A 20048-nucleotide genomic window follows, 5' to 3' on the forward strand; every position below is an offset into this window, starting at 1 on the left:
ACGCTCCGGCCATTCCCCCGCAGGCAGGCCAGCCCCCCGCCGTGCGCCGAAACTCTTCCCGGGGCCGGTCTTTCGTCGGGCCGGACCGGAGGTCCGCCGTGACCGCGGCGCCTGCCGACTCCGCCGGGCAGTTTGCCCTGATCCTGCACACCCACCTGCCCTTCGTCCTGGGGCACGGGCGGTGGCCCCACGGCAGCGACTGGCTGCACGAGGTGGTGGCGGGAAGCTATCTCCCCCTGCTGCAGGCGCTGGCGGAGGCGGATGCCGCCGGGGTCCGCGTGCGAATCACGGCGGACGTCTCGCCCGTGCTGGCCGAGCAGATGGCGTCCGCGGCATTCCGGCGCGAGTTCGAGGAGTTCATCCGCACCCGGCTGCACTGGGCTCAGGACAACGTCCGCCATTTCGACGCCTCAGGCGACGCCCGGCTCGCCGCCCTGGCCCGGCGCTGGGAACAGTGGTACCGGGAGCGGCTGCGGCAGTTCGAGGACGCCGGCGGCGACGTGGTGGGGCTGTTCCGGCGCCTCGCCGACCGGGAGGTGGCCGAGCTGATGACCTGCGCGGCCACCCACGGCTACCTGCCCCTGCTGGGACGGGACGAGTCGGTGGCCCTGCAGCTGGGCGTGGCCGTCTCGACCCACGCGCGCCACTTCCGCAGGCATCCGGAGGGCGTCTGGCTGCCCGAATGCGCCTACCGGCCCCGCTACGAGTGGACGCCGCCGGTGGGGCCGCAGCGGGGCCGGGTGCGCATGCAGCGGCGCGGGCTGGAGGAGTTCCTGGCCGAGTTCGGCCTGCACCACTTCGTCACCGACATCCACCTGATCCGGGGCGGCAGCTCCCTGTCCCCCTACCGGGACTACTATCCGGCCCTGCAGGCGCTTCCCGCCGCCGTCCCTTCCCTGTCCCGCCCGGACCGGTCGCCGTACCGGGCGTACCGGGTGGCGTCCCGCGGGGGGCGCGGGGAGGCGGCCGCCCTGGTCCGGGATCCGGACACCTCTCTGCAGGTGTGGAGCCGCGACCGCGGCTATCCGGGGGACGGGTGGTACCTGGAGTTCCACAAAAAGCACCCCGGGGGCCTGCGGTACTGGCGGGTCACGGGGGCCGGCGTCGGACTGGAGTCCAAGGAGGTCTACGAGCCCGACCGGGCCGCCCAGCGGGTCGCCGAGCACGCCGACCACTTCGTGGGTCTGCTGAGGACGGTCCTGGATGCGGCGCGGCAGATCGAGGGTGACGCGGCGGTGGTGGCCAGTCCGTTTGACACCGAGCTGTTTGGACACTGGTGGTTCGAAGGCCCCGCCTGGGTGGAGGCGGTCTTCCGGCGCCTGGGCCCCTCCGGCGTGGTGCCGGTGCGGGCCGACGAGTACCTGCGCGCGCATCCGCCAGAGCAGGTCGTCTCCCTGCTGGAAGGATCGTGGGGGGAGGGAGGAGATCACCGGGTGTGGCTCAACCAGAACACCGCGTGGGTGTGGGAACGGGTGTATGCCGCCGAGGAGACGTTCTGGACCCTGGCCCGCCGGGTGCCCCCCGGCGCGTCCACCGCCCGGCGGGTCCTGGCCCAGCTGGCGCGGGAGCTGCTGCTGCTGCAGGCCTCCGACTGGCCGTTTTTGATCACGACCTGGGCGGCGCGGGACTACGCCGAGGCCCGGGTCGCCGACCACGCCGCCGCCTTCTCCCGCCTGAGCGGTACCCTGCAGACCCTGCTGGGCGGGGCGGAGCTGTCGAGGCGCGATGAGGAGTTCCTGACGGCCCGGGAAACTCTCAACGCCCTGTTCCCGGACGTCCTAGAGCAGGTGGACCGGGCGTGCGCCACGGCGGCGTAGCCGGAGGGTGGAGGGGATGGCGCGACCCCGGATCCTGGCCTTCATCCTCGCCGGCGGGCGGGGGGAGAGGCTGTACCCGCTGACCCGGGAGCGGGGCAAACCGGCGGTGCCCTTCGGCGGCAAATACCGGATCGTGGACTTCGTCCTCTCCAATTTCGTCAACTCGGGGATCTACAGCCTGTACGTGCTGGTCCAGTACAAGGCCCAGTCCCTCATCGAGCACCTGCGGATCGCCTGGCGGCTGGGCGGGATGCCGGACCACTTCGTGATGGTCGTCCCGCCCCAGATGCGCTGGGGCGAGACCTGGTACCAGGGGACCGCCGACGCAGTTTACCAGAACCTCAACCTGCTGCTGGACTTCGCGCCCGACCTGGTGGCGGTGTTCGGCGCCGACCACATCTACCGGATGGACGTGGGCCAGATGGTGGCCTTCCACCGGGAGAGGGAAGCCGACCTCACGGTGGCGGCCCTGCCGGTGCCCGTGGAGCGCAGTCGGGAGTTCGGCATCATCACCGCCTCCGCCGACGGCCGCGTCACCGGCTTCGTGGAAAAGCCGGCCGCCCCCACCCCCCTGCCCGGGGATCCCACCCGCGCCCTGGCCTCCATGGGCAACTACCTGTTCACCGCCAGCGTGCTGGTGGATGCGCTGGTGGAAGATGCCCGGCGCAGCACCGACCACGACTTCGGCCGCACCATCCTCCCGGAACTGGTCGCCCACGCCCGGGTCGTCGCCTACAACTTCCTGGAGAACACCATTCCGGGCATGCAACCCTATGAGGAAGCAGGGTACTGGCGCGACGTGGGCACCCTGGAGGCGTACTGGGAGGCGCACATGGACCTGCTGGGCCGGTCTCCCCGGCTGGATCTGGCCAATCCCCACTGGCCGATCCACACCGCCCCCTTTTTGGGCCCCTCGGCCCGCATCCTGGAGGGGACTGTCGAGGACAGCCTCCTGGGGGAGGGGTGCTGCGTGGACGGGGCGACCGTGCGCCGCTCGGTCCTGGGGCGGGGAGTGCGCGTCCTGCCCGGCGCGGTGGTGGAGGAGTCGGTGGTCATGGACCACACCGTGGTGGGGGCGGGAGCGCGGCTGCGGCGGGTCGTCGCCGACCGGTTCAACGAGATCCCGCCCGGGGCCGTTCTCGCCCGGGAGGACGGCGGCCTGAGTGTCCTGCCCCGGGGCCGCACCCGGGCGCCGGTATGACCGTCCCCTGGCTCGTCGTGCACGGCCACTTCTACCAGCCCCCCCGGGAGAACCCGTGGCTGGAGGAGGTCCCGGTGCAGGATGCGGCCGCGCCGTACCACGACTGGAACGAGCGGGTGACCGCCGAGTGCTATGCCCGCAACGCCGCCGCCCGGATCCTGGACGGCCGCAACCGCATCGTCCGCATCGTCAACACCTACGCCCGCATCAGCTTCAACGTCGGCCCCACCCTCCTGCTGTGGCTGGCGCGGCACGCTCCGGAGGTCTACGGGGCCATCCTGGAGGCCGACAGGATCAGCCGGCAGCAGCACTTTGGCCACGGCAACGCGCTGGCCCAGCCCTACGTCCACCTCATCCTCCCCCTGGCGTCGGACCGGGACAGGCGCACCGCAATCCGTTGGGGCCTGGCGGACTTCGAGCGCCGGTTCCGGCGCCGGCCCGAGGGCCTGTGGCTGCCGGAGACGGCCGTGGACCTCCCCACCCTGGAGGCGCTGGCCGAGCACCGCATCGCCTTTACCCTCCTGGCCCCTCACCAGGCCTGGAGAGTCCGCTCCGGCCCCGACAGCCCGTGGCGGTATCTGGAGGACGGAGAGGTGGACTGGACGGTGCCCTACCGGTGCCGGCTTCCGGGGGGCCGGTCCCTCGTGATCTTCTTCTACGACCCGGGCACCTCCCGGGCGGTGGCGTTTGAGGGACTGCTCCACGACGGCGAGGCCCTCCTGCGGCGCTTGGCCGCGCCCCTGCATCCCGCCGACGGACGGCGCCTGCGGGTGGTGGCCACCGACGGCGAGACCTACGGCCACCACCACCCCTTCGGGGAGATGGCCCTGGCCTACGCGCTGGAGCGTCTGGCCGCCGGCGGCGAGGCGCGGCTGACCAATCTGGCCGCCTACCTGGCCGCGCACCCGCCCGCCCAGGAGGTGGAGATCCGGGAGGGGACGTCGTGGAGCTGTCCCCACGGCCTGGAGCGGTGGAGGTCAGACTGCGGGTGCCGGGCCCGCCCGGACACTCACCAGCGGTGGCGCGGTCCGCTGCGGGAGGCGGTGGCCTGGCTGGCACAGCGGCTGGAGCGCCTGTACGAGGAGCACGGGGGCCGCGTCCTGCGCGATCCCTGGGAGGCCCGGGATGACGCCGTCACCCTGGTGGACCCCGAACCCGGCGCCGCGGACGCCTTCTTCGCCCGCCACGGGCTCCGCCCGGACGATGCCTTATCCCGCCGCCAGGCACGCCGCCTGCTGGAGATGCAGCGACAGAGCCTGCTGATGCAGAGCAGCGACGGGTGGTTCTTCGACGACATCGCCGGGCCGGAAGCCGTGCAGATCCTCGCCCACGCCGCCAGAGCCATCGACCTGGCACAAGCGTGGGACCCGACGCTGGAGGAGGAGTTCGCGCGCCGGCTGGCGGCGGCTCCGTCCAACGCCGCCGACTGTCCGCACGGAGAGGCGGTGTACCGGGCGCTGGTGCGCCCCCAGGCGGTGTCCAGCGCGCGGGCCGCAGCGGTGTACGCCACCGTCTCGCTGGTGGAGGACACGCCGCGGGTGAACACCCCCGCCCTGACCGTCGCCCCGATCAGCACCTCCCGCAGCACCTCCGGGGGGCGTACGCTGGTGGCGGGGCGGGTGCGGGTGGAGTGGACCCTGACCGAGGACCGTGACGACGCCACCTACGCTCTGGTGCACCTGGGGGGTCACGAGGTGCACTGCGCCGTGCGCACCGACTTGGCCGCGGAGACCTCCGACGCCATCGTGGCGGACCTTCACCGGACGTTCGAGGCCGGCGCGCTCACCGACGTGCTGCGGACGGCGGACGCGGCCCTGGGGCCGGCGGCCTTCACCCTGCAGGACCTGCCGCTGGACCACCGGCGGCGGGTCCTGGCCGCCCTCACCGTCCGCGCCCTGCAGGCGCTGGAGGAGACCTACCGTCGGGTCTACCAGGAGACCCGGGGCCTGATGGCGTATCTGCGAGATGCGCAGGCGCCTCTCCCTCCACCCATGGTCATGGCCGCCGTCGTGGTGCTCACCCGGGACCTGGAGGATGCCCTGGCCGTCCCTCCCACCCAGCCCCTGCCGGAGCGGGCGGCGGCCCTGGTGGCCGAGCTGCGGTCGTGGGGACGGGACGTCCGCGCGGATCGCTTCGAGCCCGTGCTGCGCCGGCGCCTGGAGGCCGTCCTGGCCGGACCGCTGCCTCCGCGGCAGAGGCTGGAGCGCGCCCGGGAGGTCCTGGACCTGGCCGACCTGGCGGGTCTGACCCTGAACCTGTGGGAATCTCAGAACCGCCTGGTGCGGCTCGCGCGGGCCGTCCCCGCCGACTGCGCCCCTCTGCTGAGGGAGCTCGCCGAGCGCATGCACATCAACCCGGACGCCCTCACCGAGCTGACCTCATGACGCCCCGCGCCCTGCGCCGCCCCTCTCCCTCCCGGCGTCACCCCGGGACCTGATGGCGCGCCCGTTGGAGTTCGTCGAGTGCCTGGAGCTGCGGGAAATGCTGGGCCGCGCCGCGTGGGACGAGCGCGAGCTGCTGGCGGGCATCGAGGAGGTGCCGGCCGACTCCATCGTCTACCACACCCACAGCTACTTCCTGCGCAGCCGCTACCTGGCCGCCCCCTACCCCAACGACTTCGCCACCTGGGCGGCCATCCAGGTGCGCGACCGGGTCCTGGGCGAGCGGCTGGCGGTGGTGGACCCCTTCGACTACGCCGATGTGGAGCAGCTGCGAGCGGAGCTGGTGACCATCGTGGACGCCCACCTGGCGGGGCTGCAGGCGGTGCCCCGGGCGGACTACGGTGAGCCCTTCTACTTCATGCGGTCGACCCTCGTGGAGATCCCGACCGGCATGCGGGCGCAGACCCTGCGGGAGTTCCGGGATCTGGTGGCCCGGGTGGACGCCAGCGCCATCTACTACCACTTCTACGAGACGGTGCGGCGGCGGCCCGACGCCGATCCCCTGGCGTGGCTGGAGGGGGAGCTGGGCCTGGCGGAGGTGGCCGCGCGGCTGCGGCGGCTCAACCGGTACATGAGCAGCCTGGACGGCGTGCGCGCCCAGGTCCTGGCCATCTGTGACGCGGCCCTGGAGGCGGCCGGTGGCTGACCCCGTGCGCCTGGACGACTACCGGGACGTGGTGCCGCCCGGCACCCTGGATATGCTGCGCCGCCTGGCCGACCGGGTCCGGGGGCGCTCGCTGGTGCACGTCAACTCCACCCGGGTCGGCGGCGGGGTGGCGGAGATGCTGCACCGCCACGTGCCGTTGCTGGAAGAGCTGGGCGTGCCGGCCCGGTGGGAGGTCATCACCGGATCGGAGGAGTTCTTCCGCGTCACCAAGGCCCTGCACAACGCCCTGCAGGGCCAGGAGCAGGTGTTCACCGACGCCATGCTGCAGACTTACCTGGAGACCAACCGGGACAACGCGGCGCGGCTGGACCTGGACGCCGACCTGGTCCTCATCCACGACCCGCAGCCCGCGGCCCTGGTGGCCTATGCGCCCCGCCGGGGACGGTGGGTGTGGCGCTGCCACATCGACGTCTCGCGCCCCCAGCGCCGGGCCTGGGCGTTCCTGCGCCTGTTCGTCACCCGGTACGACGGCGCCATCTTCTCGCTACCGCGGTTCGCCCAGCGCCTGCCCATCCCCCAGTACCTCATCTACCCCAGCATCGACCCGCTGTCGGAAAAGAACCGGGACCTCAGCCCCGCGGAGGTGGACGCGGTCCTGCACCGCCTGAACGTCCCTCAGGACAAGCCCCTCCTGTTGCAGGTGTCGCGGTTTGACCGTTTCAAGGACCCCATCGGGGTCATCAACGCCTACCGGCTGGTCAAGAAGTACGACGACTGCCGGCTGGTCCTCGCCGGCGGCCCGGCCGACGACGACCCGGAAGGAGCCCAGGTCCTGGCCGAGGTGATGCAGGCCAGTAGCGACGACCCCGACATCCACGTGCTGGTCCTGCCGCCCACCGCGCACCACGAGATCAACGCGTTGCAGCGGGCGGCCACCATCATCATCCAGAAGTCCACCCGGGAGGGGTTCGGGCTGACGGTGGCCGAGGGGATGTGGAAGGGCAAGCCGGTGATCGGGGGGTTTGCCGGCGGCATCACCGTGCAGATCATCTGGGGCGTCACCGGCTACACGGTGAATTCCGTGGAGGGATGCGCGTTCCGCATCCGCCACCTGCTCCACAACCCCGAGCTGGCCGCGCAGATGGGCCGCGCCGGCAGGGAGTACGTCCGGGAGCGGTTCCTGATCACCCGGGACCTGGCCGAGCACCTGGCCCTGATGGTCACCCTGCTCGGCTAGCCTCTTCCACCAGCCAGGCCAAAAACTCCCGGACCTCGTCTGCGTCCCGGGCCACAAAGCGGGCCGTGGTGGCGGCGGGATCCGCCCCTACCCGCACCGTCACCGCCCCCGGCGGCATCGCCGCAAACAGGTCTTCGTCGGTCTGGTCGTCGCCGACGCAGACCACCGCCACCCGCTCTTCCCACCGCTCTCCGAAGAGGCGGCGGAGGATCTGGCGGGCGGCGGACCCTTTGTCCCACTCCACCTGGGGCCGGATCTCCAGCGCCCGGTGGGCGGGGCGGACCGTCAGGGCCCCGGAGGCCCGGACCGCCTCCTCGAAGACCGCGGTCCGCACGCGCTCCACCAGCGGGTGCGGCGCGCTCCGGTAGTGGACGGTGGCCGACAGGCCTTTGTCCTCCACCAGCACCCCGGGGACGTCGGCCAGGCGTTCCCGCAGCCGCCGGGCGCAGGCGGCCACCGCCGGGCGGACGGCGTGGGCGTCCGGGTGCACCCAGCGGTCGTCTGCGGAGATCTCCAGTCCGTGGTTGCCGGCGTAGACCAGGCCCGGCAGGCCCACCCGCTCCCGCACGTCGTCCAGGGCCCGCCCGCTGATCACCGCCACCAGGGCGGCCCGCCCCGCGGACAGGCGCGCCAGCGTTCCGCGCACCTGCTCGGGCAGCGCGGCCAGGGCGGGGGACTCGGCCAGGGGCGCCAGGGTCCCGTCAAAGTCCAGCAGCACGGCCAGCGGCCGGCCCGCCAGGGCGGCGGCGACGTCCTTTCGGTGGTCCCGCAGCCTCCAGGTGGCGGCCCGGGTGGCCATCACCCGCAGCCCGGCCCGCAGGTGGTCGCCGACCCAGGCGTACACGTCGCGGTCGCGGACGGCCGCGCGCAGGTGGGTCATGCGCACCAGGCGCTCCTCGGGATCCATCTCCAGGGCCCGTTCCAGGGCGTCGGCGGTGCCTTCGGTGTCGTAGGGGTTGATGGACACCGCCCAGGGAAGCTCGTCGTGGGCGCCGGCCAGCTCGCTGCAGACCAGCACGCCGCGGCGGTCCACCTGGCAGGCCACGAACTCCTTGGCCACCAGGTTCATGCCGTCGGCGAGGGAGCTGACCACGCAGACGTCGGCCATCCGGTACAGAGCGGCCATCCCCTCCAGAGGAAGCGGCTCGGGCAGGTACAGGACCGGCCGCCACTGGGCGGTGCCGTAGCGGTCGTTGATGCGGGCGATCTCGGCCTCCACCTGCTGCTGGAGGTCCCGGTAGGCCGGGATCGCCGTCCGGCTGGGAGCCGACTTCTGCACGAACACCAGGCGGCCGCGGTAGTGGGGGCGGCGGGCCAGCAGCTGCCGCAGCGCCCGCAGCCGTTCGGGGATGCCCTTGGTGTAGTCCAGCCGGTCCACCCCCAGCGCCACCAGGCGGCCGGCCAGGCCGTAGCGCTGCTGCAGCCGCCCCATCCACTGCTCGCACGCCGGCGAGCGCGCGATCCGGTCCAGAGCCGCAAAGTCCACGCTGATGGGAAACGCCCGCACCGCCGTCCGCCGCCTCCGGTAGACTACCGCGCCCGCCTCCCGGTCGGGTGAGGCGCCCAGCTCCCGCTCGGCGCACTCCAGAAAGTGGCTGACGTGCCGCGGGTGCTGCACTCCCACCAGGTCGGCTCCCAGCAGCCCCTCCAGAAGCTCGACCCGCTGGGGACAGGCCCGGAAGACGTCCCACGCCGGCCACGGGATGTGCCAGAAAGTCATCACGCACGCGTCCGGACGGATCTCGCGGATCATCTGCGGGCACAGGGCCAGGTGGTAGTCGTGTACCCACACCAGCGCACCGGGGGGCGCCGCCTCGGCCGCCGCCTCCGCGAAGCGGCGGTTGACACGCCGGTAGGCCTCCCAGTGCGACCGGCTGAAGCGGGCCTGCCCGAGGGCCATGTGGCACAGCGGCCACAGGGCCTGGTTGGCGTAGCCGTAGTAGAAGGCGCGGACGTCGGCCGGGTCCAGGGCGACCCGGCGCAGGGTGTACCGGGGGGCGTCGGGCGGAACGGCCACGCAGCCAGAGGTGTCGGCCACGTCGAAGTCGGCATCCCCCGACCCCCACGCCACCCAGGTCCCTCCCACCGCCCGCAGCACCGGGTCCAGGGCGGCCACCAGCCCGCCGGCCGGCCGGTGCACCATGACCCCGCGAGCGCTGTGGCGGTGTTCGTAGGGCTCGCGGTTGCTCACCACCACCAGGGGCCTGTCGCCCAGGATCTGCCGCAGGCTGTCCGGGACGCCGGTCACGCCTTCCCCTCCGCCACGCGCATGACCTCCGCCCCCACCAGCGTCAGCAGGGCCACCAGGTACGCCCACACCATGAACACCACCACGCCCGCCAGGGGGCCGTAGACCAGGGGGTAGGAGGCGAGCGTACTCACGTACCAGAAGAACGCCCGCCGGGTCAGCTCGAACAGAACCGCCGCCGTGGCCGTCCCGGCCAGCAGGCCCCGCCGCCTGGGACGGACAGGCGGCAGGAACCTGTAGACGACGAAGAACGCCCCGGCGGCCAGGACCCACGGCGCCAGGGTCGCCAGCTCCCGGACCGCAGGGGACCGACCGACCTCCGCTGCGGCCGGGCCCAGGCCGGGAAGGCTGCGGAGGGCCGCCACCGCCGCGGGCAGCAGCGCCGACAGCCCCAGGAACGTCCCCGCCAGGGCTACCAGGGCCATCTCCACCAGCTTGCGGCGCCAGAACACCCGGTGCCGCCCCACCCGCAGGATCTTGCTGAGGGCGTGGCGCAGGGCTCCGGCGGCCGCCGTGGTGGCCCACAGCACGCCCACCACCGCCAGCGACCCGGCCGCGCTCCGGGTCCGGACCACGGACGCGATGGCGCTCTGCACCGCCTCCAGCGCGGGGTGCGGCAGGTAGGGCTGCAGGGCCCGCAGCGCCGCGTCCTGCGCCCGGGACTGGTCCACCACCAGGCTCAGCAGGGCGATCACTCCCACCAGGAGCGGGAACACCGACAGGACCCCGGCGTAGGCGATGGACGCCGCGTACACCGTCAGGTCGTCCTCGGCCAGGGCCCGCACCAGCGCCCGCAGCCACCCCCTCACGGTCCGGCCACTCCGGGCAGCGGCCGGACGGGCCCGCCGTGCACGTAGATGGTGTGCGGGGGGCAGGCGGACTGGATCAGCAGCAGGTCGTCCACCTCACCCGGGGCCCGGCGCGCGCACACCCGCAGCCGGCGGCGGACGGCCGCCTGGAGGAGACGGGCGGCTCCCGCGACCGCAGCGGCCACGGCCAGCGCGACAGCCCACTCGCCCACGGTGGTCCCGGACAGCGACGCGTCCCACACAGGCAGGGAGACCACCTCCTTCGCGGCCGGCAGGATCAGCGGGAAGGCCACGATCCGTTCCGGACGGCCCGGGTCGGTCGGCGCGGACGCGGGCACTCCCGCGACGCCGCACCGCAGGCACGCGGCAGGTCGCGCACGGTGACAACCGGGTGGCGATGGACTGTGTCCAGTGTAGCCCAATGGGTCTGGCGAGGGCAACCGGGCTTGCCCTCCCGCGGCGGCGTTGGTAGGCTGAAACCGTGTCGTCGGGAGCCCGGGGCAGATCGGCGACCCGCGCTTCGGCTCCCGCCCGCATCGAATGAGTCGCCTGCCCGGATCGGCGCTCCTGCGCGCGGTGCCCGGTGACTGCCCGGTGACCTGGGCGGTGATTGCGGGCACTGCCGTCACCTTCCTGCTGTCCTTCGTCGGCGCCGGCGCGGTCGTCTCCGGACTGCTCTTCGTCCCCGGGTCCCTCCTGGCCCGCCCGTGGTCGGCGCTGACCTACCCCCTGGTGGCCGGCGGGCACGTCCTGTGGGTGCTGGTCAGCGCGTACGTCCTGTGGGTGTTCGGCGGGAGTCTGGAGCGTGCCTGGGGCAGCCACGACTACGCGGTGTTCCTGGCCCTGGTGACGGCGGTTCCCGCCCTGGCCCTGGCCGGGGCTGCCGCCGCGCTGGGCCGCGCGGTGATCCTGGCCGGCCTGGGCCTGCCTCTGGCGGCGGTGGTGGTGGCCTGGAGCGCCATCAATCCCCGCGAGCGGGTGCTGGCCTACTTCGCCATTCCCGTGCCCGGACAGTGGCTGGGCGCGATCGCGGCCATCCTGGTGGTGTTCTCGTTTCCCTTCCCGCTGGGAGTGTTCGCCCTGACGGGGTGCGCGGCGGCCGTCTGGTACGTGCGGGCCGGCCGGTACGGACTGCGCCCCGCACGATTCGTCCGGCGCCTGCCCGCCATGGGAACCCTCAACCCCGTCCGCGCCTGGCAGCGGTGGAGGCTGCGGCGGAGGTTCCTCCGCGTGGTGAGATCCCTGGAGGCCGACGATCCCGACCGCCGGGTCCACTAGGACGATGCGCTGCGCGGCCCACCCCGGCGTGGAGACGGAACTGACCTGCGCCAGCTGCGGGCGGCCCATCTGTCCGGACTGCCTGGTGCAGACCCCGGTGGGGATGAAGTGCCGCGACTGCGGGCTGGCTCCCCCGCCGCCCCTGTACCGGGCCAGTCCGGGCGCCCTGGCCACCGGCATCGTGGTGGCGGCGCTGCTGGGCGGGGCAGCCGGGCTCGCGGCATGGTGGGCGGCGCAGGCGGTGGGGTGGCTGGTGCTGCTCGCCGGCCCGGCCCTGGGAGGCCTCGTCGGAGACGCCGCGTGGCGCGCGGCCCGCAGGCGCGGGCGCGCCATGGCGGCGGCCGTGGCGGCGGCCTGCGCCGCAGGCGTGGTTGTGGTCGGCCCGCAGGCTGCGGCCCTGGCCGGATGGGGCACGTCCCTGGGGGCCGGCGACCTGCTCGTCCTGCTGATCCGACGGCCCCTGCTTCCCCTCATGGCCGTCCTGATGGCCGTGGCCGCCTTCTGGCGGGTGCGCTGAGGCCGTGGACGTCCTGGGCGTGATCCTGGCCGCCGTCGTGGCCGTTCCGGCCCTCCAGGTCGGCTACGCGCTGGCCGCCGAGGCCGCTCTGGGAGTGTTGCCCCACCGGGCGCAGACCCGCCTCCGCCCCTGGCTGTGGCTGGCCCCGGCGCTCGCGTTCCTGGCCGCCTTCCTGGTCTACCCGGCCCTGCACACCCTGGTCCTCAGCACCCTGGACGCCCGCGGCCGGGCGTTCGTGGGGCTGCGCAACTACGTCGCCGTGTTCACCACCCCGGAGATGCTCGTCGCCTTCCGCAACAACCTGCTGTGGCTGGTGCTTTTCACCTCCGCCACCATCTCCCTGGGCCTGCTGCTGGCCGTCCTCACCGACCGCGTCCGCTACGAGGCCGTGGCCCAGGCGGTCATCTTCATGCCCATGGCCATCTCCTTCGTGGCGGCCAGCGTCATCTGGAAGTTCGTCTACGAGTTCCGACCGGCCGGGGCGCCCCAGATCGGCCTGCTGAATGCGGTTCTGACCCGCCTGATCCCCGGATTCCAGCCGGTGGCCTGGCTGGTCAACCTGACCACCAACACCGTGGCCCTGATCCTGGTGGCGGTGTGGGTGTGGGTGGGGTTCTGCCTGGTGGTCCTGTCGGCCGCCCTGAAGGGCATTCCCGAGGAGCTGCTGGAGGCGGCCCGGGTGGACGGCGCCACCGAGTGGCAGGTCTTCTGGAGGATCACGCTCCCTGTGCTGGGACCCACCGTGGCGGTGGTGGCCACCACCATGGTGATCTTCGCCCTCAAGGCGTTCGACATCGTCTACGTGATGACCAATGGCAACTTCAACACCGAGGTCATCGCCAACCGCATGTACAAGGAGATGTTCAACGTCCGGGACTTCGGACGGGCCAGCGCCATCGCCGTCGTCCTCTTCCTGGCCACGGTGCCGGTGATGGCCGCCAACGTCCGGCGGTTCCGCCAGCAGGAGGGGATCCGGTGAGGGCGGAGGCGGCCCGCGCCCGGCCCCGGGCGGCCCCGGCGCGGTGGGCCGGCCGGCTGGCCCTCCACGCCGCGGTGATCGGCCTGTGCCTGCTGTGGCTGCTGCCCACCCTGGGGCTGCTGGTGAGCTCCTTCCGCCCGCCGCGCCTGGTGGCCACCACCGGGTGGTGGACGGCCCTGCTGCCGCCCCACCAGTTCACCCTGGACAACTACCGGGAGGTCCTGGGCGCCTACAACATGGGGCGCAGCTTCGTCAACAGCCTGGCGATCGCCATCCCCTCCACCATCATCCCGGTGATGGTGGCGGCGTACGCGGCGTACGCCTTCGCCTGGATGCGCTTCCCCGGGCGGGACCTGCTGTTCACCCTCGTGGTCGGCTCCCTGGTGGTGCCGCTGCAGATGACCCTGATCCCGGTCCTGCGCCTGCTCACCGCCCTGGGGCTGGTGGGAACGTTCCCGGCCGTGTGGCTGGCCCATACCGGGTACGGGCTGCCCCTGGCCGTCTACCTGCTGCGCACCTTCATCGGCGCCCTGCCCCGGGACCTGATCGAGTCCGCCTCCCTCGACGGGGCCAGCCCCCTGATGGTCTTCTTCCGGCTGATCCTGCCCCTGACCGTCCCCGCCCTGGCGTCCCTGGTCATCTTCCAGTTCCTGTGGGTGTGGAATGACCTGCTGGTGGCGCTGATCTTCGTCGGGGGTCGGCCGGCGGTGGCGCCCATGACGGTGACGGTCAGCAACCTGGTGAACTCCCTGGGCCAGAACTGGCAGCTGCTGACCGCCGCGGCATTCGTGTCCATGGCCCTGCCCCTGCTGGTCTTCGTGGCCCTGCAGCAGTACATCGTCCGGGGCATCCTGGCGGGAGCCGTCAAGGGCTAGCCCGCCCCTGCGCCCCCCCCCGCGCAGCCAGCGGACGGGGGCGCGGCCCCCGGCGGGGATGCGGGCGGCGGCCCGCCGGGCCGGTTGTGAGGCCGCAGGGGTTGTGCTAATATAAATGATCGGTGCGACGCGCGGGAATGGCCGCGCGGCGCACCGCGTTTTTGTCTAGTTGAACGGCCCGCGACCGCCCGGCGGTCGCGGGGTGGTGAGCAGACGATGCCTGAAGAGCGGACGTACGATACCCCGACGCCGGACACCGCCGACGACCCGGTCCGGCTGTACCTGTCCGAGATCGGGCGGGTCCCCCTCCTGACCCGGGAGGAGGAGGTGGCTCTGGCCCGCCGTGCGGCCGCCGGGGACCCGGAGGCCCGGCGGCGGCTCATCGAGGCCAACCTGCGCCTGGTCGTCTCGGTGGCCAAGAAGTACGCGGGGCGCGGCATGGACCTGATGGACCTGGTCCAGGAGGGCAACCGCGGCCTGATGCGGGCGGTGGAGAAGTTTGACTGGCGGCGGGGCTACAAGTTCAGCACCTATGCCACCTGGTGGATCCGCCAGGCGATCACCCGGGCCCTGGCCGACCAGTCCCGGACCATCCGGCTGCCCGTCCACGTCATCGAGACCCGCAACCGGATTCTGCGGGCCGCCCGCGCCCTGGCCCAGCGCCTGGGCCACGAGCCGACCCCGGCGGAGCTGGCCCAGGCGGTGCGCATCCCCGCGGCCCGGGTGGAGGAGATCCTGCGGGCCGGCCAGGAGCTGGCGTCCCTGGATGCGCCCACCGACGACGAGGGAGACAGCCACCTGCAGGACTTCGTGGCGGATCCGGACAGCCTGGACCCGGAGGAGATCGCCGCCCGGGCGTCCCTGCGCCAGCAGCTGGAGGAGGTCCTGGACACCCTGACGCCGCGGGAGCGGCTGGTCCTGCGCCGGCGGTTCGGGCTGTCCGGCGAGGGGCCCCAGACCCTGGAGCAGGTGGGCCGGGAACTGGGGGTGACCCGGGAGCGGGTGCGCCAGATCGAGGCGCGGGCCCTGCGCAAGCTGCGCCACCGCGGCCGGGAGCACGGGCTGAAGATGTTCCTGTAAAACATCCGGCGGCAGGGGAATTCCCTGCCGCCGGAGGAGCCGCCTGCCGCGCCTACCTGGCGCGGGCCCTGCTGTAGAACTGCTCCACCACGTCCCAGTTGACCACGTTCCACCACGCCTTGACGTAGTCCGCCCGCCGGTTCTGGTACTTGAGGTAGTAGGCGTGCTCCCACACGTCGACGCCCAGGATGGGGGTGTCGCCGTCCATCACCGGCGAGTCCTGGTTGGCGGTGGAGTACACCTTCAGCGCTCCGGTCCGGTCCACCACCAGCCAGGCCCACCCGGATCCGAACCGCCCCAGGGCGGCCTGGGTGAACTGCTCCCGGAAGGCGTCCACCGATCCGAAGGCCGCCACCAGCGCATCCCGGAGAGCTCCTCCGGGCTCGTGGCGGCCGCCCGGCGTCATCCACTGCCAGAACAGGGTGTGGTTGAGGTGGCCGCCCCCGTTGTTCCGCACGGGGATCTGGATCTCGGCGGGCAGGTCCGAGAGGGTGCGCAGCAGGTCTTCCACTCCCAGGGAATGGAACCGCGGGTGCTTTTCCAGGGCGGCGTTGAGATTGTTCACATACGCCTGGTGGTGCCGGGTGTGGTGGATCTCCATGGTGAGGGTGTCGATGTGGGGCTCCAGAGCGTTGTACGGATACCCGAGATCAGGCAACCGGAACGGATACGGCATGCCTCTCCCTCCTCCGCGTCCTCAGGACAGCCGGCGGCAACCCGCACGCTGTCTCCCCTCATTTCACTCCATTTGGGGCGCCGCGTCAAACGGGCCCCCCGGCAGGCCTTCACTTTCCGGACACCCGCCTAGCGCCGGTAGGCCTCCTGAGCGATGCGCTCCAGGTTCTGCAGGATCGCGTCCAGCCGCGCCGGGTTTTGGACGTAGTCCAGGGTGCCCTTCCAGAACGCGGCGTTCACCGCCTCGGGCATCAGGTCGCTGGCGTCAAACCGCGCCACCTCCGCCGAGGTGAGGATCTCCGCCGCCCGCCGGCTCAGCGGGTCGGGGTATTCGTCCAAGCTGACCTTGCGGTTGGGCGACAGCGCCCCGCCCCGCCGCACCCAGATGGCCTGGGCCTCGGGTGTGGTCAGGTAGGCGATCAGCGCCCGCGCCTGGGGCGTGTCCCGGAACATCCCGAACAGGTCGCCCGCCATCTCCACCGCCGCCGGCACGCCGGGATCGATGGGCGGGAAGGCGAAGAAGTTGACGTCCTCGCCGGGCTGCAGGTTCGGGTACTGCTTCTGGATGAAGTCCTGGATGAATGTTGCCTGGTGGTGCAGGTAGCAGCCCGGCGGGTCGGTGAACAGCGGGAACGGCGACTCCCCGAAGTTGGTGGCCAGGACGCCCTGACGGCCGCCGTAGACGTAGCGGGGGGTGGCGGCGATCCGCCCGAACAGCTCCCACGCCCGCCGCACGGCGGGATCGGTCCACGAGATCTCATGCCGGTACCACCGGTCGTAGACATCCGGGCCGGCGGTGCGCAGGAGGATGTCCTCGATCCAGTCGGTGGCCGGCCACCCGCTGGCCGCGCCGCTCTCCAGCCCGATGCACCAGGGAGTCTTGCCGTCCCGGGCGATGCGGTCGGTGAGGGCCAGCAGCTCCTCCCAGGTGGTGGGCACCGTGTAGCCCGCGGCGGCGAACGCCTTGGGGTTGTACCAGATCAGGCCCTTCAGCGCCGCCTTGATGAAGATCCCGTAGAGCCTGCCCTCCACCGTTCCCAGATCCAGCCAGCTCTGCGCGTACTGCTCCCGCAGCGCCGCCATGTCCACCACGTTCTCCAGGGGAACCAGGTGCCCGGCGCGGGCGAGCTCGGCCATCTGGCCCGGACCCGGCAGCCCCGCCACGTCAGGCGGGTTCCCGCCCTGAATGCGGGTGGTCAGGACGGCGTTGAGGTCCCGGGTCCCCTCGAACTCCACCTTCACCCCGGTGCGCTCCTCAAACGGCCTGACCATGGCGAGAAAGCTCTCCAGCTCCGATCCTCCCCACACGCCCAGGACCGATACCGTCCCCCCCAGCCGCTGGGGAGCCACCGCCGCCGGCCGCCGGGTGGCGTAGTACGCGGCCGCGACGGCCACCACCACCAGAGCCACGATCACCGCCCAGGCGATGGCGCTGAGCCCGGCCGAACCCCGACCTCTGGACATGTCCACCCCTCCCTTTCGCTGGTGGCGCCCGTCCGCGCGGCGGAGAGCGCCGGATGACGCCGGCCGGTGCGACCGGCGGAGGAACGATGGCAGGATGCGAGAGATCAGGCCGGACCTGCAGGTCCCAGGGACGGGTACGATCAGTACTTTCGCCGGCGCCGGGATTCGCCCCTGCCGCCGGGGCTTCACAGGCCGCCGAGGAAGCGGCCGGGGTTGAGCATGCCGCGGGGGTCGAAGTGGCGCTTCAGCTCGCGCATGATGCCCAGCGTCGGCGGCGGCGGCCCCCACACATCGCGGCCCGCCTTGGCCTCCGGCGGCGCCGCGGCCAGCACGCAGTGCCCGCCGTGCTGCGCCGCCAGCCCGCTCAGGCGGTCCCACCAGGCGGCGGCCTCCGGCGCGGGCACCTCCACCCACACCGCGCCGCTGCCGGCGTGGGCGATCCACTGCGCCGCGCCGGCCGCGTGCACGGCGGGCACCACGTCCCCCACCGCTCCCAGCGGCACGGCGACCCTGAACAGCGCCTCCGGCGTGGGCCCGCCCGACGCGTCGGCGAGAGTCGCCCACAGGCGCCGGTGGTCCTCCGCGGAGACCTCGTCGGCCCGCAGGTCGCGGGAGGCGGCCATCCGGCGGACGTCGGCCGTGTGGCGCGCCACCGCCTCCGCGAAACCCTCCGCCCGCACGGCCACCGCCGGACCAGCGGCCAGCCCGGCCCGCACGGCGACGTGCGGGCCCACCACCGCCACCGCCGCGGGCTGCAGGACGGAGGCGAACAGGTCGTCCACCAGTGCCAGCAGCGCCGGCAGATCTCCCCACGCCACCGCGGTGGCCTCAGCCTCCGGCACGGGGGCCAGCCGGAAGGTGACGTCCGTGATCACGCCCAGCGTGCCCAGCGAGCCGGTGAACAGCTTGCACATGTCGTAGCCGGCCACGTTCTTGACCACCTTGCCCCCGGCCCGGATCTGCTGCCCGTCGGCCAGGACCACACCCATGCCGGTGACCAGGTCCCGCACCCCTCCGTACAGCATCCGCCGCGGTCCACCCCCGCCCACCGCCACCACCCCGCCCACGGTGGCCCGCGACGGGTGCGGCGGGTCTACCGGCAGGAACTGGCCGGCCCGCGCCAGGACCTGCTGGCAGGTGGTCACCGGCATCCCCGCCTGCACGGTGGCCGTCAGGTTGGCGTCGTCGTGCTCCACCAGGCGATCCAGGCGCTCCAGGCTGAGAACCACGTCGGCCCGCCGGGGCGGGTTCCCCCAGTGCAGGGCCGTGCCGCCCCCGCGGGGGATGACCGCCGCCCCCGCCTCCCCGCACAGCCGCAACACCGCCGCCACCTGCGCGGCGTCGGCCGGCGCGCAGCGGACGGAGGGGGCCATGCCGTCCACGGCGTGGTCAGCCAGGCCGCCCGGCGCCACGCGCACGGCGGCCGTTCCCAGCTCACCCTCCAGCCGCCCCACCAGAACGTCCAGATCCACGGCCGCCCGCTCCACTCAGATCCCGCCCGACCCCGCCCCGCGGGGAGGCCCTCCCGCCGGCGGCGCGGCCTCGTCCGCGCCCCCGCTCCGGTACGCGCGGTCCAGCAGGTCCACCAGGTGGTAGACCGGCAGGGCGGGTCCGTAGCGGCGGGCGCCGTAGCGCAGCTGCAGCATGCAGCCGGGGTTGGGAGAGACCACCGCCTCGGCGGAGGTGGCCCGGATGGCGTGCATCTTCTCCCGCAGGAGGACCTGGGACATGTGGGGGTGGGTGATGTTGTAGATGCCGGCGCTGCCGCAGCACCGGTCGGCCCCGTCCATCTCCACCAGGCGCAGCCCCGGGATCAGGCCCAGCAGTTGCCGGGGCTGCGTCCGCACCTTCTGGCCGTGGGCCAGGTGGCAGGGATCCTGATAGGTCACGGTGAGATCCACGCGGCCACCGGGAGGCACTGGCCCCAGCCGGACCAGGAACTCGCTGACGTCGGCGACCGCGCCGGCCAGGCGCCGCGCCGGCTCCGCCCACTCCGGGTCGTCGGCCAGCAGGTGCCCGTACTCCTTCATCGCCGCCCCGCAGCCGGCGGCGTTGACCACCACCGCGTCCACCTTCGCCCCCAGGAACGCGGCCACGTTGGCCCGGGCCATCCGCCGCGCGCCAGCAGGGTCCCCGTTGTGGACGTTGAGGGCTCCACAGCAGGTCTGGGAGCGGGGCACCACCACCTCGCAACCGTTGCGCTGCAGCACCCGCACCGTGGCGGCGTCCACGTCGGCGAACACCGTGCTCATCACGCACCCGGTCAGCAGCCCCACCCGCGCCCGCACCGGCCCCAGGGCGGGGAAGACGTCGCTGGCGGGAGTGAAGAAGTGCCGGGGGACCGCGGGCAGCAGAGCCGCCATCTCCCCCAGGCGGCCCGGCAGCGCCCGCGCCAGGGCGACCAGCCCCAGCCGCCGGGCCCACCCCAGGGTTCGCACGGCCAGGCGGACCCGCGCGGGAGAGGGCAGCACGTGGGTGAAGACGGCGCGGGCGATCCCCCGCGCCACCGGAGACCCTGGCGGGCCCAGGACGGCGCGGGCGGAGGCGGCGATGCGTCCGTACTGAACGCCCGACGGGCACGCCGTCTCGCAGGCGCGGCACATCAGGCACAGGTACAGGTGCTCGGCCCACCGCTGGCTGAGGGCCACGCGGCCATCGGCGGCCGCCCGCACCAGGTGGATGCGTCCCCGGGGCGACTCCGCCTCCAGGCGCGTGACCCGGTAGGTGGGACAGTGGTTCAGGCACAGCCCGCAGTGCACGCACTGGTCCAGCTCCGGCACGGCCAGCGCGGCCACCGCGGGCCCGGACGCCGCGCCCGGG

Annotated in this window: 17 protein-coding genes; 10 read left to right on the forward strand and 7 right to left on the reverse strand. The window is 73.2% G+C overall.

Annotated elements, in window-relative coordinates; translation table 11 throughout:
• The first annotated feature begins 98 nt into the window (after window positions 1-98).
• Genes RB150_08550 through RB150_08570 form a run of 5 tightly spaced genes read left to right on the forward strand, consistent with a single transcriptional unit; the run spans window position 99 to window position 7303 of the window.
• The gene (locus RB150_08550; GenBank protein ID MDQ7820584.1) at window positions 99-1817 is read left to right on the forward strand and encodes a DUF1957 domain-containing protein; all 1719 of its coding nucleotides are present in this window, start codon (window positions 99-101) and stop codon (window positions 1815-1817) included.
• 16 nt (window positions 1818-1833) lie between these two features.
• Window positions 1834-3018: a glucose-1-phosphate adenylyltransferase gene (gene glgC / locus RB150_08555; GenBank protein MDQ7820585.1), complete on the forward strand. Its 1185-nt coding sequence runs from the start codon at window positions 1834-1836 to the stop codon at window positions 3016-3018.
• A complete protein-coding gene (locus RB150_08560; GenBank protein ID MDQ7820586.1) occupies window positions 3015-5402 on the forward strand; it encodes a DUF3536 domain-containing protein in 2388 nt (795 codons plus the stop codon). The genes glgC and RB150_08560 overlap by 4 nt, the downstream gene beginning before the upstream one ends.
• Window positions 5403-5454: 52 nt before the next feature.
• Window positions 5455-6105, forward strand: coding sequence for a DUF5752 family protein (locus RB150_08565; protein MDQ7820587.1), 651 nt, complete (start codon window positions 5455-5457; stop codon window positions 6103-6105).
• A gap of 52 nt (window positions 6106-6157) precedes the next feature.
• Window positions 6158-7303 (forward strand): glycosyltransferase, encoded by a 1146-nt coding sequence (locus RB150_08570; protein ID MDQ7820588.1) that lies wholly within the window; start codon window positions 6158-6160, stop codon window positions 7301-7303.
• Here the strand turns inward: RB150_08570 and RB150_08575 are convergent.
• From RB150_08575 to RB150_08585, 3 genes are read right to left on the reverse strand one after another with little or no spacing between them, the layout of a single operon-like run.
• On the reverse strand, window positions 7287-9551 hold the full coding sequence (locus RB150_08575; protein ID MDQ7820589.1) for a bifunctional alpha,alpha-trehalose-phosphate synthase (UDP-forming)/trehalose-phosphatase: 2265 nt from the start codon (window positions 9549-9551) through the stop codon (window positions 7287-7289). The two genes, RB150_08570 and RB150_08575, sit on opposite strands and share 17 nt — an antisense overlap.
• Window positions 9548-10360: a YihY/virulence factor BrkB family protein gene (locus RB150_08580; protein MDQ7820590.1), complete on the reverse strand. Its 813-nt coding sequence runs from the start codon at window positions 10358-10360 to the stop codon at window positions 9548-9550. Before RB150_08580 ends, RB150_08575 begins: the two co-directional genes overlap by 4 nt.
• Entirely contained in the window at window positions 10357-10653 is a 297-nt protein-coding gene (locus RB150_08585) for a hypothetical protein (GenBank protein ID MDQ7820591.1), read from the reverse strand. Before RB150_08585 ends, RB150_08580 begins: the two co-directional genes overlap by 4 nt.
• A 301-nt stretch (window positions 10654-10954) precedes the next feature.
• Between RB150_08585 and RB150_08590 the strand changes: the two genes are divergently transcribed.
• The 5 genes from RB150_08590 to RB150_08610 all read left to right on the forward strand — a co-directional run bounded on the left by RB150_08590 (window position 10955) and on the right by RB150_08610 (window position 15089).
• Window positions 10955-11638 carry a rhomboid family intramembrane serine protease gene (locus RB150_08590; protein ID MDQ7820592.1) on the forward strand — a complete coding sequence of 228 codons (684 nt, stop codon included), beginning with the start codon at window positions 10955-10957 and terminating at the stop codon, window positions 11636-11638.
• A 4-nt stretch (window positions 11639-11642) separates the two neighbouring features.
• Entirely contained in the window at window positions 11643-12155 is a 513-nt protein-coding gene (locus RB150_08595) for a B-box zinc finger protein (protein MDQ7820593.1), read from the forward strand.
• 4 nt (window positions 12156-12159) lie between these two features.
• Window positions 12160-13134 carry a sugar ABC transporter permease gene (locus tag RB150_08600; protein ID MDQ7820594.1) on the forward strand — a complete coding sequence of 325 codons (975 nt, stop codon included), beginning with the start codon at window positions 12160-12162 and terminating at the stop codon, window positions 13132-13134.
• Entirely contained in the window at window positions 13131-14009 is an 879-nt protein-coding gene (locus RB150_08605; GenBank protein MDQ7820595.1) for a carbohydrate ABC transporter permease, read from the forward strand. The genes RB150_08600 and RB150_08605 overlap by 4 nt, the downstream gene beginning before the upstream one ends.
• Before the next feature lie 216 nt (window positions 14010-14225).
• Window positions 14226-15089 carry a sigma-70 family RNA polymerase sigma factor gene (locus RB150_08610; protein ID MDQ7820596.1) on the forward strand — a complete coding sequence of 288 codons (864 nt, stop codon included), beginning with the start codon at window positions 14226-14228 and terminating at the stop codon, window positions 15087-15089.
• A 52-nt stretch (window positions 15090-15141) separates the two neighbouring features.
• On the opposite strand, the gene RB150_08615 is transcribed toward RB150_08610, so the two are convergent.
• The 4 genes from RB150_08615 to RB150_08630 all read right to left on the reverse strand — a co-directional run bounded on the left by RB150_08615 (window position 15142) and on the right by RB150_08630 (window position 20023).
• On the reverse strand, window positions 15142-15765 hold the full coding sequence (locus RB150_08615) for a superoxide dismutase (protein MDQ7820597.1): 624 nt from the start codon (window positions 15763-15765) through the stop codon (window positions 15142-15144).
• A gap of 128 nt (window positions 15766-15893) precedes the next feature.
• A complete protein-coding gene (locus RB150_08620) occupies window positions 15894-17228 on the reverse strand; it encodes an ABC transporter substrate-binding protein (GenBank protein MDQ7820598.1) in 1335 nt (444 codons plus the stop codon).
• A 185-nt stretch (window positions 17229-17413) separates the two neighbouring features.
• On the reverse strand, window positions 17414-18700 hold the full coding sequence (locus RB150_08625) for an FAD-binding oxidoreductase (GenBank protein MDQ7820599.1): 1287 nt from the start codon (window positions 18698-18700) through the stop codon (window positions 17414-17416).
• Between the two features lie 15 nt (window positions 18701-18715).
• A complete protein-coding gene (locus RB150_08630; GenBank protein MDQ7820600.1) occupies window positions 18716-20023 on the reverse strand; it encodes a (Fe-S)-binding protein in 1308 nt (435 codons plus the stop codon).
• Window positions 20024-20048 lie beyond the last annotated feature (25 nt).

Source organism: Armatimonadota bacterium (assembly GCA_031081675.1).
Taxonomy (GTDB): domain Bacteria; phylum Sysuimicrobiota; class Sysuimicrobiia; order Sysuimicrobiales; family Kaftiobacteriaceae; genus Calidihabitans; species Calidihabitans tengchongensis.

What these genes read in the sequence shown, in the direction of transcription:
- glgC (MDQ7820585.1), top strand. Translation starts at nt 1,834, where the DNA reads ATGGCGCGACCCCGGATCCTGGCCTTCATCCTCGCCGGCGGGCGGGGG.
- RB150_08560 (MDQ7820586.1), top strand. Translation starts at nt 3,015, where the DNA reads ATGACCGTCCCCTGGCTCGTCGTGCACGGCCACTTCTACCAGCCCCCC.
- RB150_08565 (MDQ7820587.1), top strand. Translation starts at nt 5,455, where the DNA reads ATGGCGCGCCCGTTGGAGTTCGTCGAGTGCCTGGAGCTGCGGGAAATG.
- RB150_08570 (MDQ7820588.1), top strand. Translation starts at nt 6,158, where the DNA reads ATGCTGCGCCGCCTGGCCGACCGGGTCCGGGGGCGCTCGCTGGTGCAC.
- RB150_08595 (MDQ7820593.1), top strand. Translation starts at nt 11,643, where the DNA reads ATGCGCTGCGCGGCCCACCCCGGCGTGGAGACGGAACTGACCTGCGCC.
- RB150_08610 (MDQ7820596.1), top strand. Translation starts at nt 14,226, where the DNA reads ATGCCTGAAGAGCGGACGTACGATACCCCGACGCCGGACACCGCCGAC.
- RB150_08615 (MDQ7820597.1), bottom strand. Translation starts at nt 15,765, where the DNA reads ATGCCGTATCCGTTCCGGTTGCCTGATCTCGGGTATCCGTACAACGCT.
- RB150_08620 (MDQ7820598.1), bottom strand. Translation starts at nt 17,228, where the DNA reads ATGTCCAGAGGTCGGGGTTCGGCCGGGCTCAGCGCCATCGCCTGGGCG.